Consider the following 16160-nt stretch of genomic DNA (forward strand, 5'->3'; position numbering starts at 1 on the left):
AAGTAGTGCTTTGAGCAGCCTGCGGCTAGCTTCCTAGTTTGCTCTTTGATTTTCATTGAGTATAAGCATAGTGGCTGAATTCAGAAAAAGGCCTTACCAGACGCTTCTTGCTTCTGGTAGGGCCTTTTCTTTATTCTTTTAAGTGATAAGAGTAGCTAGCGACAACGACGTCTTGGTGCCAACGAAGGGCGTATTTGAGTTTAAGACTCATCTGATTGTGCAGGATATTTTGCCAAGGTTTATTAGGGATAAACTGGGGTACCAGGACAGTGACTGTATAGTTCTTTTTCTGGGCATCCTCAGAGATTCGTTTGACATACTTGACAGTAGGGGTGATGATGTCGCGGTAGCTGGTCTTGATGTTCTTCAGAGTAATGGTTGGGAAGTAATCGGCAAATTCTTGGAGAATTTCTTGGTCTTTCTCTGCTGTTTCCTTAGTAGAAATGTGCATGGCTAAGACTTCATCACCGATACTTTGAGCGTAGTTAATGGCTCCGACGCTAACTCGGGTGACATTTCCTACTAGGACGAGGACAAGATTGCCATCGTAGGTACGTTTTTCGATGCCTTCATAGAGACGTAGTTGTTGGGCCACTTTTTGGTAATGACTGTGAATGGCCAAGAAAAGTAGGGTGAGTACGAGAATAATCGGGAAGAAAGGCCAGATATCACTGAGACGGAAAAAGAGCAGGATCAGCACGATAGCGTAGCAAATGATGGCTCCAAGGATATTGGCAAGGGCAGGTTTTAAGAAATTTGTCCCTTTTTCTTTTTTCCAATGGCGAATCATCCCAGTCTGAGATAGGGCGAAGGGAACGAAGACCCCGATAGTATAAAGGGGAATCAAACGTTCGGTATTGCCATTAAAAATGAGAAGAAGAATCATAGCCCCAAATGCCAGAGTTAAAATTCCATTAGAGTAGCCTAGGCGGTCTCCTTTTTCCATAAAGAGATGGGGCATGTATTTGTTTTTAGCCATATTGTAAGCTAGCATAGGGAAGGCCGAAAAGCCGGTATTTGCAGCTACGGCCAAAATTAAGGCTGTGGAGAATTGGAAGGTATAATAGCCAAGGTGGCCTAAGAAGGAATTACCAAGGATACCTTGAGCCATCTGTGAGAGGATGGTTTCTCCGTGTTGCGGCATAATTCCCATCCAGTAGTTTAGGAAGGTAATACCAGCAAACAGAAAACCTAAAATCAGTGACATGATGGTCAAGGTCTGAGCTGCATTCTTTTCTTTCGGAGCCTTGAAAAAGGGAACGGCATTTGAAATAGCTTCAACCCCTGTCAGAGAGGCAGAACCACTGGTAAAGGCTCTTAGAATGAGAACGATAGACAGACTCGGTACAGCATGCCCGATAGGAGAAGTTGCCTGATAGCTGAGAGAACCAGTTACTAGTTGAAAGATTCCATAGAGCAAGAGAAAGACAGTACTGATGATAAAGAGATAGACAGGAATCATCAGTGAACTGGCAGATTCTTTTAAGCCCCGTAAATTCAAGAGCATAAGCAAACAAACTAGAAAAATGGAAATGTGGAGGTTGTAAGGGTGGAGAGCAGGGAGAGCTGCTGTGATAGCATCGGCTCCAGATGACACCGATACCGCCACAGTCAGCATGTAGTCAACCAGCAGACTACCTCCAGCAATTAAGCCAAGTTCGGGAGATAGATTTTCTCGAGTAACCATATAGGCCCCTCCTCCTTGAGGGTAGGCATGGATGATTTGACGGTAGGAGACGGTCAGGCTAGCTAGGAGTAGGAGGACAAAGAGGCCGATAGGAAGACTCCACCATATCGCAAGAGGAGAGAGACTAGCCAAGACGAGGACTACTTGCTCAGGCCCATAGGCAATGGAAGATAGAGCGTCGCTTGACAACATGGCCAAGGCCTGCATTTTTCCCAGCAGACCTCCCTCGCCTTCTGTTAAGGACTTAAGAGGACGACCGATAAAGGTCTGTTTTAATTTTGTAAACATTGTATTTTCCTTTTCTGAAAATTTCAATAAGTGCTATTATACTGCTTTGGGAAAATAGCGTCAAGAGACGACGATGGATTTTAGAATATTTTGTACAGATGAGGAGAGAGGGCAGTTTTTTGGTATAATAGAAGATAGAAAACGAGGTTAGAAGAGATGATTTTTGATACACATACACACTTGAATGTAGAAGAATTTGCAGGTCATGAGGCAGAAGAAATCGCCTTAGCTGCTGAGATGGGTGTGACACAGATGAATATTGTTGGTTTTGATAAACCGACGATTGAGCGTGCCTTGGAGTTGGTAGATGAGTATGACCAGCTCTATGCGACTATTGGTTGGCATCCGACAGAAGCAGGGACTTACACGGAGGAGATTGAAGCCTACTTGCTTGATAAGCTCAAGCATCCCAAGGTTGTTGCTTTAGGTGAGATTGGTTTGGACTACCATTGGATGACAGCGCCAAAAGAGGTGCAGGAGCAGGTTTTTCGCCGTCAGATTCAGTTATCTAAGGACTTGGATTTACCTTTTGTTGTCCATACTCGTGATGCGCTGGAAGATACCTATGAGATTATCAAAAGTGAGGGCGTTGGTCCTCGTGGTGGGATTATGCACTCATTTTCAGGGACTCTTGAGTGGGCAGAGAAGTTTGTCGCGCTTGGCATGACTATTTCCTTCTCAGGAGTGGTGACTTTTAAGAAGGCCACCGACATCCAAGAGGCGGCTAGAGAACTTCCTTTGGACAAGATTTTGGTGGAGACGGATGCGCCTTACTTGGCTCCTGTTCCTAAACGTGGTCGTGAAAATAAAACAGCCTACACTCGCTATGTAGTGGACTTTATCGCCGACTTACGTGGTATGACGACAGAAGAGCTAGCGGCGATAACAACTGCAAATGCAGAACGAATTTTTGGATTGGACAGCAAGTAATGAAAGAAAAAATTTCCCAAGTTATCGTGGTCGAAGGGCGCGATGATACGGCCAATCTCAAACGCTATTTCGATGTAGAGACCTATGAGACACGAGGTTCTGCCATCAATGAGCAAGATATTGCACGTATTCAGCGCCTACATGAGCTTCATGGAGTCATTGTCTTTACAGACCCAGATTTTAATGGGGAGCGGATTCGTCGCATGATTATGACGGCTATTCCAACAGTTCAGCATGCCTTCCTCAAACGAGATGAAGCTGTTCCCAAGTCCAAGACCAAGGGCCGTTCTCTGGGAATTGAGCATGCCAGCTATGAAGACCTGAAAATGGCTCTAGCTCAGATTACAGAACAATTTGAACATGAGAGTCAGTTTGATATCAGTCGTAGCGACTTGATTCGCCTTGGTTTTCTAGCAGGGGCAGACAGCCGTAAGCGACGAGAATATCTAGGAGAGGCTCTCCGAATTGGCTATTCCAACGGCAAGCAACTCCTCAAACGCCTAGAGTTGTTTGGGGTTACCTTGGCAGAAGTGGAAGAAGCTATGAAATCTTATGAGAACAGCTAAGCAGACCCCAAATGTAAGGGGAATGTGTTACAATAGAAGTAACAGATAATAGAAAAGAGAATAGATGAGAATTGCAGATTACAGCGTGACCAAGGCAGTGCTGGAGCGTCACGGTTTTACCTTTAAAAAGTCCTTCGGGCAAAATTTCTTGACGGATACCAATATTCTTCAAAAAATCGTGGATACGGCTGAGATTGATGACCAGGTTAATGTCATCGAAATCGGGCCAGGGATTGGTGCCTTGACGGAGTTTTTGGCTGAGCGTGCAGCAGAAGTTATGGCCTTTGAGATCGACCACCGTTTGGTGCCTATTTTGGCAGATACCTTGCGTGATTTTGACAATGTGACCGTAGTCAACGAGGATATTCTCAAGGTTAATTTGGCGCAACATATCCAGAATTTTAAAAATCCTGACCTGCCAATCAAGGTAGTAGCTAACTTACCATACTACATCACGACACCTATTCTCATGCACTTGATTGAAAGTGGCATTCCGTTTAGTGAGTTTGTCGTCATGATGCAAAAAGAAGTGGCGGACCGCATTTCAGCCCAGCCTAACACTAAGGCATATGGCAGCTTGTCAATCGCTGTTCAATACTATATGACAGCTAAGGTTGCCTTTATCGTGCCTCGTACGGTCTTTGTGCCAGCGCCAAATGTGGATTCGGCCATCTTGAAAATGGTGCGTCGTCCAGAGCCAGCCGTAGCAGTGGAAGACGAGAACTTCTTCTTTAAGGTTTCCAAGGCTAGTTTTACCCATCGCCGCAAGACCTTGTGGAATAACTTGACAGGTTACTTTGGCAAGACTGAAGAGGTTAAGGACAAGCTGACCAAGGCTTTGGATCAAGCAGGCTTGTCACCAAGTGTACGTGGGGAAGCTCTCAGCTTGGCAGAGTTTGCTAGCCTAGCAGACGCACTTAAAGGGCAAGGACTCTAAGATGCAGGGACAAATCATTAAAGCCTTGGCGGGGTTCTACTATGTAGAAAGTGAGGGCAAGGTGTATCAAACACGAGCGCGTGGAAATTTCCGTAAAAAAGGTCATACCCCTTACGTTGGGGACTGGGTCGACTTTTCTGCCGAAGAAAATTCAGAAGGCTATATCCTCAAGATTCACGAACGCAAAAATAGCCTAGTCCGTCCGCCCATTGTCAATATTGACCAAGCTGTAGTAATCATGTCCGTCAAGGAACCTGATTTTAACAGCAATTTGCTGGATCGTTTCTTGGTTCTTTTGGAACACAAGGGAATCCATCCCATCGTTTATATTTCTAAAATGGATTTGTTGGAAGATAGAGAAGAACTGGATTTTTATGAACAGACTTATGGTAATATCGGCTACGACTTTGTGACCAGTAAAGAGGCACTCCTGCCTTTATTAACAGGCAAGGTTACGGTCTTTATGGGGCAGACAGGTGTTGGGAAGTCAACTCTTCTCAATAAAATCGCACCAGACCTCAATCTTGAAACAGGAGAAATTTCAGACAGTCTGGGTCGCGGGCGCCACACTACTCGAGCAGTTAGTTTTTATAATCTCAATGGGGGTAAAATCGCAGACACACCAGGTTTTTCATCCTTGGATTATGAAGTATCAACGGCGGAAGACCTCAATCAGGCCTTCCCAGAGATTGCCACTGTCAGTCGAGACTGCAAATTCCGTACTTGTACCCATACCCATGAGCCTTCTTGTGCGGTTAAGCCAGCAGTTGAAGAAGGTACCATTGCGCCCTTCCGTTTTGACAACTACCTGCAATTCCTCAGTGAGATTGAAAATCGCAGAGAAACCTATAAAAAAGTCAGCAAAAAAATTCCAAAATAAGGAGAAACCTATGTCTCAATACAAGATTGCTCCGTCAATTCTGGCAGCAGATTATGCCAACTTTGAACGTGAAATCAAACGTCTAGAAGCAACTGGGGCAGAGTATGCCCATATCGATATCATGGATGGCCATTTTGTCCCGCAAATCAGTTTTGGTGCAGGTGTGGTTGAAGCTCTTCGTCCTCATAGTAAGATGGTCTTCGACTGCCACTTGATGGTAGCTAATCCAGAGCATCATTTAGAAGACTTTGCGCGTGCAGGTGCGGATATCATCAGTATCCATGTGGAAGCAACGCCCCATATTCATGGTGCCCTCCAAAAAATTCGTTCACTCGGAGTTAAGCCTTCAGTTGTTATCAATCCTGGCACACCAGTTGAAGCCATCAAGCACGTGCTTCACCTAGTTGACCAAGTCTTAGTCATGACAGTTAACCCAGGCTTTGGTGGGCAAGCCTTTCTACCAGAGACCATGGATAAGGTCCGTGAGTTGGTTGCCCTTCGTGAGGAAAAAGGTTTGAACTTTGAGATTGAAGTGGATGGTGGGATTGATGACCAAACTATTGCCCAAGCTAAAGAAGCTGGTGCGACCGTTTTTGTAGCAGGTTCCTATGTCTTTAAGGGAGATGTCAATGAGCGAGTACAAACTCTCAGAAAACAACTGGACTAGGGTTGCCGTTTTTGCAGGCGGAGACCGCGGTCATTATCGGACAGACTTTGATTGCTTTGTCGGTGTGGATCGAGGCTCGCTCTGGGTCTTGGAAGAAAAGCTGCCTCTTGCTCTAGCAGTTGGGGATTTTGATTCTGTTACTGCAGAAGAGCGACAGGTGATTCAAAAACGTGCCCAGCATTTTGTTCAAGCCCGACCAGAAAAAGATGATACAGATCTGGAATTGGCTCTCTTAACCATCTTTGAGCAAAATTCTCAGGCTCAGGTTACTATTTTCGGTGCTTTGGGTGGTCGTATTGATCATATGCTAGCTAACGTCTTTCTACCTAGCAATCCTAAGTTGGCGCCCTATATGCGCCAGATAGAAATTGAGGATGGGCAAAATTTGATTGCCTATTGTCCAGAAGGGACCAGTCAGCTAGAACCCCGTTCAGACTACGACTATCTAGCCTTTATGCCAGTTCGGGATAGCCAGCTGACTATTCTCGGAGCTAAGTATGAGTTGACAGAGGAGAATTTTTTCTTTAAAAAAGTGTACGCTTCTAACGAATATATAGATAGGGAAGTTTCGGTGACTTGCCCAGATGGTTATGTGGTCGTACTGCATAGCAAGGACAGGAGGTAGGATGGAAAGTTTACTTGTTCTATTATTGATTGCCAACCTAGCTGGTATCTTTCTGATTTGGCAAAGGCAGGATAAGCAGGAAAAACATCTAAGTAAGATCTTGGAGGATCAGGCAGATCACTTGTCAGACCAGTTGGATTACCGCTTTGAACAAGCAAGACAAGCCAGCCAGTTAGATCAAAAAGATTTGGAAGTGTCTGTCAGTGACCGTTTGCAAGAAGTGAGAATTGAATTGCACCAAGGTCTGACTCAGGTTCGTCAAGAAATGACAGATAATCTCCTCCAAACCAGAGACAAGACTGACCAACGTCTCCAAGCCTTGCAGGAATCAAATGAGCAACGCTTGGAACAAATGCGCCAAACAGTCGAGGAAAAACTAGAAAAGACCTTACAGACACGCTTGCAGGCTTCCTTTGAGACAGTTTCCAAACAACTGGAGTCGGTCAATCGTGGCCTGGGAGAAATGCAGACAGTTGCCCGTGATGTCGGCGCCCTTAACAAGGTTCTCTCTGGAACCAAAACGCGAGGGATTCTTGGAGAATTGCAACTGGGGCAAATCATCGAAGACATCATGACACCTGCCCAGTACGAAAGAGAATTTGCAACGGTTGAAAACTCTAGTGAACGAGTGGAGTATGCCATCAAGTTGCCCGGACAAGGCGACCAGGAATACGTCTACCTACCAATTGACTCTAAGTTTCCACTGGCAGATTATTACCGTCTAGAAGAAGCCTATGAAGCAGGTGATAAGGACGAGATTGAACGCTGTCGTAAATCGCTTTTAGCAAGCGTCAAGCGCTTTGCTAAGGATATCAGGAATAAGTATCTAGCACCGCCTCGGACAACCAATTTTGGAGTCTTGTTTGTTCCAACAGAAGGTCTCTACTCAGAAATTGTCCGCAATCCGGTTTTCTTTGATGATTTGAGACGGGAGGAACAGATTATTGTCGCAGGTCCAAGTACCCTGTCAGCCCTCCTCAATTCCCTATCAGTTGGCTTCAAGACTCTCAATATCCAAAAGAGTGCCGACCATATCAGCAAGACCCTTGCTAGCGTTAAGACCGAGTTTGGCAAGTTTGGTGGCATTCTGGTCAAGGCACAAAAACACCTCCAACATGCCTCTGGCAATATTGATGAACTATTAAACCGTCGTACCATAGCTATCGAGCGGACGCTCCGTCACATTGAGTTGTCAGAAGATGAGCCTGCGCTTGATCTACTCCATTTCCAAGAAAATGAGGAAGAATATGAAGATTAGTCACATGAAAAAAGATGAGCTGTTTGAAGGTTTTTACCTAATCAAGTCAGCTGATCTGAGGCAAACTCGAGCTGGGAAAAACTACCTAGCCTTTACCTTCCAAGATGATAGTGGCGAGATTGAAGGGAAACTCTGGGATGCCCAACCTCATAACGTTGAGGCCTATACTGCAGGTAAGGTTGTCCACATGAAAGGACGCCGAGAAGTTTATAACAACACCCCTCAAGTCAATCAAATTACCCTTCGCCTGCCTCAACCTGGTGAACCCAATGACCCAGCTGATTTCAAGGTCAAGTCACCAGTTGATGTCAAGGAAATCCGTGACTACATGTCGCAAATGATTTTTAAAATTGAAAATCCTGTCTGGCAACGAATTGTCCGAAAGCTCTACACCAAGTATGATAAGGAATTCTACTCCTATCCAGCTGCCAAGACTAATCACCATGCCTTTGAAACGGGTTTGGCCTATCATACGGCGACCATGGTGCGTTTGGCAGATGCTATTAGCGAAGTTTATCCTCAGCTCAATAAGAGCCTGCTCTATGCGGGGATTATGCTGCATGACTTGGCTAAGGTCATCGAGTTGACGGGACCAGACCAGACCGAGTACACAGTGCGAGGCAATCTTCTTGGGCATATTGCTTTGATTGATAGCGAAATTACCAAGACAGTTATGGAACTCGGTATCGATGATACCAAGGAAGAAGTCGTTCTGCTTCGTCACGTCATCCTTAGTCACCACGGCTTGCTTGAGTATGGAAGTCCAGTCCGTCCACGCATTATGGAAGCAGAGATTATCCATATGATTGATAATCTGGATGCAAGCATGATGATGATGTCAACAGCTCTGGCTTTGGTGGATAAAGGAGAGATGACCAATAAAATCTTCGCTATGGACAATCGTTCCTTCTATAAACCAGATTTAGATTAATAATTTAAGAAAAACGAGCATTTTTAGGATAAGAATGTTCGTTTTTTTATGTGAATATGGTATAATAGATAAAATATCAAAATTAAATGAAGTGGGAAATAGAAATGAAATTAAGAAGAAGTGATCGGATGGTTGTCATTTCCAACTATTTGATCAATAATCCTTATAAACTAACTAGTCTCAATACTTTTGCTGAAAAGTATGAATCTGCTAAATCATCCATCTCAGAGGATATCGTCATTATCAAACGTGCCTTTGAGGAAATTGAAATCGGTCATATCCAGACAGTAACTGGTGCTGGTGGTGGTGTCATTTTCACACCATCAATCTCAAGCCATGATGCCAAGGAAATGGTTGAAGACTTGCGTGCCAAGTTGTCAGAAAGTGACCGTATCTTGCCAGGTGGTTACATCTACCTGTCCGATTTGCTCAGCACACCAGCTATCTTGAAAAATATTGGTCGTATTATTGCCAAGAGCTTTATGGACCAAAAAATTGATGCCGTTATGACCGTAGCGACTAAGGGTGTTCCTCTTGCAAATGCAGTTGCCAATGTCCTCAATGTTCCCTTTGTTATTGTGCGCCGCGACCTGAAAATTACCGAAGGTTCAACTGTTAGCGTCAACTATGTATCAGGTTCAAGTGGTGACCGCATTGAGAAAATGTTCCTTTCAAAACGCAGTCTCAAGGCAGGCAGCCGTGTCTTGATTGTGGATGACTTCTTGAAAGGCGGAGGAACTGTCAACGGGATGATTAGTCTCTTGCGTGAGTTTGATTCAGAATTGGCTGGTGTAGCGGTCTTTGCGGATAATGCTCAAGAAGAACGCGAAAAGCAGTTTGACTACAAGTCACTCTTGAAGGTAACCAATATTGATGTCAAGAACCAAGCCATCGATGTTGAGGTTGGTAATATCTTTGACGAAGATAAATAAGAGATAGAACTAAAGGTTGGAACGCTTGTCCCAGCCTTTCTTTGCAAATAGAATAGAAGGAAGTATATGAAAACACCATTTATCAATAGAGAAGACTTAGAAGCGATTGTTGCCGAGTTCCCGACTCCCTTTCACTTATATGATGAGAAGGGGATTCGTGAGAAGGCAAGGGCCGTCAACCAAGCATTTTCCTGGAACAAGGGCTTTAAGGAATATTTTGCGGTTAAGGCTACTCCAACACCAGCTATCTTGAAAATTCTTCAAGAGGAAGGTTGTGGAGTGGACTGCTCTAGTTATGTAGAACTTTTGATGAGTCATAAACTGAATTTCCCTGGTTCTGAGATTATGTTCTCTTCAAACAATACGCCAGATAAGGAATATGCCTATGCGCGTGAATTGGGTGCGACCATTAACTTGGATGCCTTTGAAGATATTGAACATCTAGAGCGCGCAGCAGGCATTCCAGAAATCATCTCTTGTCGTTACAATCCTGGTGGTGTTTTTGAGCTAGGAACAGATATTATGGACAATCCTGGAGAAGCCAAGTTTGGCATGACCAAGGACCAGCTCTTTGAAGCTTTTGCCATCTTGAAGGAAAAAGGAGCTAAGACTTTTGGGATTCACTCCTTCCTAGCGTCCAATACCGTGACCCATCTCTATTATCCAGAGTTGGCTCGTCAGCTTTTTGAATTGGCTGTTGAAATCAAGGAAAAGTTGGGCATTTCGCTAGACTTTATCAATCTTTCTGGCGGTATTGGTGTCAACTATCGTCCAGACCAGGAGCCAAATGATATTGCCTTGATTGGTGAGGGAGTTCGTAAGGTGTATGAAGAGGTCCTTACGCCAGCAGGTCTTGGTCAAGTCAAGATTTTCACCGAATTGGGTCGCTTTATGTTAGCACCTCACGGTGCTTTGGTCACAAGAGTTACCCATAAGAAGAAAACCTACCGTACCTATCTAGGTGTGGATGCATCGGCAGTCAACCTCATGCGTCCAGCCATGTACGGAGCCTACCACCATATTACCAATCTGACACATCTAGAAGGACCAGCTGAAGTGGTAGATGTGGTCGGTTCACTCTGTGAAAACAATGATAAATTTGCAGTGAATCGCGAATTGCCTCATACAGAAATCGGTGATTTGCTGATAATTCATGATACAGGTGCCCACGGTTTTTCAATGGGTTACCAGTACAACGCCAAACTTCGTTCTGCGGAAATCCTCTATACCGAAGAAGGTAAAGCCCGTCAAATTCGCCGTGCAGAGCGACCTGAGGACTACTTTGCAACCTTGTATGGCTTTGATTTTGAAGAATAAAATGATAAGTAATTGAAAATGAAATTGAAAAACAGATTGCTTTCTAAAAAATAGGCAAAAATCTTGTTTTTCCTTCAAGTCGTGATATAATAAAACTATAAAACGTTTTCAAGGAAGGTAACGATATGTCTGAAGAAACAATTGATTATGGACAAGTGACAGGAATGGTACATTCGACAGAAAGCTTTGGATCAGTAGATGGACCTGGTATTCGCTTTATTGTCTTTTTGCAGGGCTGTCACATGCGTTGCCAGTATTGCCACAACCCGGACACTTGGGCTATGGAGTCTAATAAATCGCGTGAACGGACGGTAGATGATGTTTTGACAGAGGCCTTGCGCTACCGCGGTTTCTGGGGAAATAAGGGTGGGATTACAGTCAGTGGAGGAGAAGCCCTCTTGCAGATTGATTTCCTGATTGCCCTCTTCACTAAGGCTAAGGAACAAGGAATCCACTGTACCTTGGATACCTGTGCCCTTCCTTTCCGTAATAAACCACGTTACCTTGAGAAGTTTGACAAACTCATGGCTGTCACTGACTTGGTTCTCTTGGATATCAAGGAAATCAACGAAGAACAGCACAAGATTGTCACTAGCCAAACCAATAAAAATATCTTGGCTTGTGCCCAGTATCTATCAGATATTGGAAAACCTGTCTGGATTCGCCATGTGCTAGTTCCAGGATTGACAGATAGAGATGACGACTTGATTGAACTTGGGAAGTTCGTCAAGACCCTCAAAAATGTTGATAAGTTTGAAATTCTGCCTTATCACACTATGGGTGAGTTTAAATGGCGTGAATTGGGAATTCCATATTCCCTCGAAGGGGTCAAACCACCAACAGCAGACCGCGTCAAGAACGCTAAAAAACTCATGGATACCGAAAGTTACCAAGACTATATGAAACGTGTACATGGATAAAAAAGAAGCCTGATGGAAACATCGGGCTTTTGATACTCAATGAAAATCAAAGAGCAAACTAGGAAGCTAGTCGCAGGCTGCTCAAAACATGGTTTTGAGGTTGTGGATAGAACTGACGAAGTCAGCTCAAAACACTGTTTTGAGGTTGTAGATAAGACTGACGAAGTCAGTAACACATCTACGGCAAGGCGAAGCTGACGTGGTTTGAAGAGATTTTCGAAGAGTATGACTTGCAAAAAGACTTAGCAAACCAGCTAAGCCTTTTTCTTCTTATCTCGAACGTTGTTTTCCAGCGTTGCGATTTTTGTGTTTTTTCTTGCTTGTGATAGCAGTTGGTTGTTCAGGGGTAACGTCTTTTCGTCCACTTGGTGTAGAGAAAGCACGTGCTTTTGGTGGGTTCTTGGCTAGTTCTTCACGGACTTTTTTGCGAAGTTTTGGACGGACGATATAGTTGACGATAAACTGTTGGAGAATCATCATGAAACCACCGACAACCCAGTAAAGTGTGACACTGGCTGGTGAAATGAGGGAGAAGACAACAATCGTGATTGGGCTCACGTAAGCCATTTTCTTGATTTGTTCTCTTTGCGTTTCGTCTTCTACTCCGTGAAGTGAAAGGAGCGATTGAAGATAGTAAAGGACACCTGCGCAGGCAACCAAAATCATACTTGGAGAACCTAGAGGAATGCCTAGGTAGCTTGCTTGAGCAACCCCTTCAGTATGTTGGGCAGCAAAGTAGATAGCTGAGAAGAAAGGCATTTGAAGGAGGATAGGGAAGCATCCTACACCACCAAACATGCTGATGCCGTGCTCTTTTTGAGCAGCAAAGAGAGCTTGTTGGGCTTCGAGTTTTTCTTCTTGAGTAGTCGCTTCCTTGAGACGTGTTTGGTGTGGCTCAAGGACGTGCTTGAGGGCGTTCATCTTTTCAGAGTGAAGCGTTGCCTTCCATGATTGGTAGATACCAAGTGGCAAGATAATCAAGCGCACGATAATGGTTACGATAATGATAGCCATACCAAAGCCTAGACCTTGATCAGTAGCGAAGTACTTGATAGCTTCAGCCATAGGCGCTCCGAAAGTATTCCAAATAAATCCTGTTGGCTCTCCTGTTGCTTTATCGACGCTAACACAGCCAGTCAAGACAAGCAACATAGCCACTCCCATAGTCGAGAGTGCAAAACGTTTAATAGATTTCACTGTTTTTATTCCTTCTTTAAAAATTATACCTTTCTATTCTACTGTTTTTTTACAAAATATACAATAGTTCTAGAGACTTAATTTGCGATTTTAAAGTCAGGGTAGGGAGGAAAGTTACTTAGTTTGACATCTAAGTAGCTGACTTTTGAAAAAGGTGTGGGTCCTTTGCGGATTTCTTGGATAAATTTTGCCATGGTAGCAGATGAGTCTGCTTGGGCTAATATTTCCACTGTGCCATCGTCGTTATTCCATACTCGACCTGTGATGCCACCAATTTCAAGCGCCAAGCTGTAAACACCCCAACGAAAACCGACTCCCTGCACCCTGCCTTGGGCGATCATTCTAACCTTTTGCATACCAAACTCCTTTGATTGTGTTATAATATTTCTATGACTATTATAACCTCAAAAGCCAATTCTGTGGTAAAAAATGCCAAGAAATTACACCAAAAAAAATACCGCAAGTCTGCTTATTTGATTGAAGGCTGGCACTTGTTTGAAGAAGCTGTTCAAGCTGGAGTGACGATTGAGAAAATCTTTGCCCTAGAAAGTTATCGAGAACAGTTAGCTGCTTTTTCGCAAACTGTCTGGGTGTCAGAGGATATTTTGCTAGATTTGGCGGATTCTCAGACTCCACAGGGAATTGTTGCCGTGGTTCAAAAAGAAGAAGTAGGGCAAGCTGACTTTAGCCAGGGCAAGTTCTTGTTTTTGGAAGATGTGCAAGATCCTGGTAATGTGGGAACTATCATTCGGACTGCGGATGCAGCAGGTTTTACTGGAGTGATTGTTTCAGATAAATCGGCAGATATATACAGTCTCAAGACTCTACGTTCCATGCAAGGCAGTCATTTCCACCTGCCCATTTATAGGATGTCGAGTCAAGCGCTTCTTAAGGAAACCAAAGAGGCAGGTATCTCAGTGCTGGCAACAACCCTATCTAAAGATTCTGTTGATTACAGAGAACTGCCTCCTATAGAAAATTTTGTACTAGTCATGGGAAATGAGGGTCAAGGAATTAGTTCCCTCATGGCTGAAAGTGCAGATCAATTGGTCCATATTAGCATGAAGGGGAAGGCAGAGAGTTTGAATGTTGCAGTTGCGGCCGGTATTTTAATTTTCCATTTAAGCTAATTTTAACTTTCTTTGTTATAATCAAGGAAAGATGTTCATAGAAAAGGAGAAAAGATGAATCACACTATTATTCACGACCGCGCAGGTCTCAATCAATTTTACGCTAAGGTTTATGCCTTTGTTGGTCTGGGAATCGGATTATCCGCTTTAGTATCAGGTCTTATGTTGACGGTCTTTCAATCTCAGTTGGTTTACTTTTTGATGCAGGGACGCCTCTGGTTGACCATTGCTACTTTTGCGGAGTTGGCCTTGGTTTTCGTTGCCAGTAACATGGCCTTAAAGAATAGTCCAGCGGCTCTTCCAGTATTTTTACTTTACTCTGTTTTAAACGGCTTTACTCTTAGTTTTGTGGTGGCCTTCTATACTCCGGGTACAGTTTTATCCGCCTTTGTGTCTAGCGCCCTTCTCTTCTTTGTCATGGCGGCAGTTGGCATGTTCACCAAGAAAGATTTGAGTGGCCTTGGTCGGGCTATGATGGCGGCTCTTATCGGTTTGCTGATTGCCATGGTAGTTAATATTTTCTTGGCTAGCGGCTTCTTTGATTATATGATTAGCGTAGCCATGGTTTTGGTTTTCTCAGGGTTGATTGCTTGGGACAACCAAAGAATTCGTCTTGCTTATGAACAATCACAAGGCCGTGTAGCGACAGGTTGGGTTGTGTCAATGGCTCTCAGTATCTATCTTGATTTTATCAATCTCTTCCTAAGTATTCTACGTATCTTCGGTCGAAATGACTAAAAGGTTCATGACATCAGTGTTCGAAGGAGCACTGATTTTTTTATATTTGGTCTTTTCTTTTCTTGGAAATAGGTGTATAATGCTTTTAATTAATTTTTTGAGGAGTAGTTTATGAAGAAAAGTTTTATTCATCAACAAGAAGAGATTTCCTTTGTCAAAAACACTTTTACCCAGTATTTGAAAGATAAGTTAGAAGTTGTCGAAGTTCAAGGTCCTATCTTGAGCAGGGTCGGCGACGGGATGCAGGATAATTTATCAGGTGTGGAGAATGCCGTATCGGTCAAGGTTCTCCAAATCCCTGATGCTACTTATGAAGTGGTGCACTCACTTGCCAAATGGAAACGCCATACTTTGGCCCGTTTTGGTTTCGGTGAGGGAGAAGGCCTTTTTGTCCACATGAAGGCCCTTCGTCCAGACGAAGATTCGCTGGATGCGACCCACTCTGTTTATGTTGACCAGTGGGACTGGGAGAAAGTTATCCCAAATGGTAAACGTAATATCGCTTATCTAAAAGAAACAGTTGAGAAGATTTACAAGGCTATTCGTCTTACTGAGCTAGCTGTTGAAGCCCGCTATGACATCGAATCAATCTTGCCAAAACAAATCACTTTTATCCACACAGAAGAGTTGGTAGAACGCTACCCAGATTTGACACCAAAAGAGCGTGAAAATGCTATTTGTAAAGAATTTGGAGCAGTATTGCTTGATCGGTATCGGTGGTGAATTACCAGACGGTAAACCGCACGATGGACGTGCACCAGACTACGATGACTGGACAAGTGAGTCTGAAAATGGTTACAAGGGTCTAAATGGTGATATTCTTGTTTGGAATGAGTCTCTGGGGGGAGCCTTTGAGTTGTCTTCTATGGGAATCCGTGTAGATGAAGAAACGCTTCGTCGTCAGGTTGCCATTACAGGTGATGAAGACCGCTTGGAATTGGAATGGCACAAGGCTTTGTTGAAATGGTCTATTCCCATTGACAATCGGTGGAGGAATTGGACAATCTCGTATGGCCATGTTCTTACTTCGCAAGAAACACATCGGAGAAGTGCAAACAAGTGTTTGGCCTCAAGAAGTCCGCGATACTTACGAAAATATTTTGTAGAGAATCGAACCGCAAGGTTCGGTTTTCTTTCTCTTTTCGCCCATAATTTGG

At 43.9% G+C, this 16160-nt stretch carries 16 protein-coding genes and 1 pseudogene; 14 read left to right on the forward strand and 3 right to left on the reverse strand.

The annotated features are described in order from the left end of the window. Positions 1 to 130: 130 nt before the first annotated feature. A complete protein-coding gene (locus tag SM12261_RS01365; RefSeq protein WP_000494451.1) occupies positions 131 to 1975 on the reverse strand; it encodes an APC family permease in 1845 nt (614 codons plus the stop codon). A 156-nt stretch (positions 1976 to 2131) separates the two neighbouring features. Between SM12261_RS01365 and SM12261_RS01375 the strand changes: the two genes are divergently transcribed. The 11 genes from SM12261_RS01375 to pflA all read left to right on the forward strand — a co-directional run bounded on the left by SM12261_RS01375 (position 2132) and on the right by pflA (position 11938). Continuing rightward, a complete protein-coding gene (locus SM12261_RS01375; RefSeq protein WP_033684736.1) occupies positions 2132 to 2905 on the forward strand; it encodes a TatD family hydrolase in 774 nt (257 codons plus the stop codon). Further along, positions 2905 to 3471 (forward strand): ribonuclease M5, encoded by a 567-nt coding sequence (gene rnmV / locus SM12261_RS01380; RefSeq protein WP_000659993.1) that lies wholly within the window; start codon positions 2905 to 2907, stop codon positions 3469 to 3471. The genes SM12261_RS01375 and rnmV overlap by 1 nt, the downstream gene beginning before the upstream one ends. A 64-nt stretch (positions 3472 to 3535) precedes the next feature. Next, the gene (gene rsmA, locus SM12261_RS01385) at positions 3536 to 4408 is read left to right on the forward strand and encodes a 16S rRNA (adenine(1518)-N(6)/adenine(1519)-N(6))-dimethyltransferase RsmA (protein ID WP_001216850.1); all 873 of its coding nucleotides are present in this window, start codon (positions 3536 to 3538) and stop codon (positions 4406 to 4408) included. 1 nt (position 4409) lies between these two features. Beyond that, the gene (gene rsgA, locus SM12261_RS01390) at positions 4410 to 5288 is read left to right on the forward strand and encodes a ribosome small subunit-dependent GTPase A (protein WP_001162002.1); all 879 of its coding nucleotides are present in this window, start codon (positions 4410 to 4412) and stop codon (positions 5286 to 5288) included. Positions 5289 to 5298: 10 nt separating this feature from the next. Then, entirely contained in the window at positions 5299 to 5955 is a 657-nt protein-coding gene (gene rpe, locus SM12261_RS01395) for a ribulose-phosphate 3-epimerase (RefSeq protein WP_000084990.1), read from the forward strand. After that, on the forward strand, positions 5918 to 6580 hold the full coding sequence (locus tag SM12261_RS01400; protein WP_000006127.1) for a thiamine diphosphokinase: 663 nt from the start codon (positions 5918 to 5920) through the stop codon (positions 6578 to 6580). Before rpe ends, SM12261_RS01400 begins: the two co-directional genes overlap by 38 nt. Position 6581: 1 nt before the next feature. After that, positions 6582 to 7838 (forward strand): DNA recombination protein RmuC, encoded by a 1257-nt coding sequence (locus SM12261_RS01405; RefSeq protein WP_000444769.1) that lies wholly within the window; start codon positions 6582 to 6584, stop codon positions 7836 to 7838. Next, the gene (locus SM12261_RS01410; RefSeq protein WP_000703213.1) at positions 7828 to 8769 is read left to right on the forward strand and encodes a 3'-5' exoribonuclease YhaM family protein; all 942 of its coding nucleotides are present in this window, start codon (positions 7828 to 7830) and stop codon (positions 8767 to 8769) included. Before SM12261_RS01405 ends, SM12261_RS01410 begins: the two co-directional genes overlap by 11 nt. A gap of 104 nt (positions 8770 to 8873) precedes the next feature. Continuing rightward, positions 8874 to 9701, forward strand: a complete 828-nt coding sequence (gene purR / locus SM12261_RS01415) for a pur operon repressor (RefSeq protein WP_004238844.1) — start codon at positions 8874 to 8876, stop codon at positions 9699 to 9701. A gap of 66 nt (positions 9702 to 9767) precedes the next feature. Further along, complete coding sequence (locus tag SM12261_RS01420) at positions 9768 to 11018, forward strand: diaminopimelate decarboxylase (RefSeq protein WP_000856507.1); 1251 nt, start codon at positions 9768 to 9770, stop codon at positions 11016 to 11018. A gap of 125 nt (positions 11019 to 11143) precedes the next feature. After that, entirely contained in the window at positions 11144 to 11938 is a 795-nt protein-coding gene (gene pflA, locus SM12261_RS01425) for a pyruvate formate-lyase-activating protein (protein ID WP_001288288.1), read from the forward strand. 270 nt (positions 11939 to 12208) lie between these two features. Here pflA and yidC read toward each other — a convergent pair whose 3' ends face one another. Then, the gene (gene yidC, locus SM12261_RS01430; RefSeq protein ID WP_000835964.1) at positions 12209 to 13135 is read right to left on the reverse strand and encodes a membrane protein insertase YidC; all 927 of its coding nucleotides are present in this window, start codon (positions 13133 to 13135) and stop codon (positions 12209 to 12211) included. Between the two features lie 77 nt (positions 13136 to 13212). Next, positions 13213 to 13491: an acylphosphatase gene (locus SM12261_RS01435; RefSeq protein WP_001174616.1), complete on the reverse strand. Its 279-nt coding sequence runs from the start codon at positions 13489 to 13491 to the stop codon at positions 13213 to 13215. 33 nt (positions 13492 to 13524) lie between these two features. Between SM12261_RS01435 and SM12261_RS01440 the strand changes: the two genes are divergently transcribed. The 3 genes and pseudogenes from SM12261_RS01440 to asnA all read left to right on the forward strand — a co-directional run bounded on the left by SM12261_RS01440 (position 13525) and on the right by asnA (position 16109). Beyond that, positions 13525 to 14265: a TrmH family RNA methyltransferase gene (locus SM12261_RS01440; protein ID WP_000152689.1), complete on the forward strand. Its 741-nt coding sequence runs from the start codon at positions 13525 to 13527 to the stop codon at positions 14263 to 14265. A 54-nt stretch (positions 14266 to 14319) separates the two neighbouring features. Next, positions 14320 to 15003 (forward strand): Bax inhibitor-1/YccA family protein, encoded by a 684-nt coding sequence (locus tag SM12261_RS01445; protein ID WP_001016903.1) that lies wholly within the window; start codon positions 14320 to 14322, stop codon positions 15001 to 15003. Positions 15004 to 15114: 111 nt separating this feature from the next. Next, positions 15115 to 16109: pseudogene (gene asnA / locus SM12261_RS01455) on the forward strand (aspartate--ammonia ligase). The last annotated feature ends 51 nt before the right edge of the window (positions 16110 to 16160 follow it).

Origin of the sequence: Streptococcus mitis NCTC 12261 (assembly GCF_000148585.2) — a bacterium.
Classification (GTDB): domain Bacteria; phylum Bacillota; class Bacilli; order Lactobacillales; family Streptococcaceae; genus Streptococcus; species Streptococcus mitis.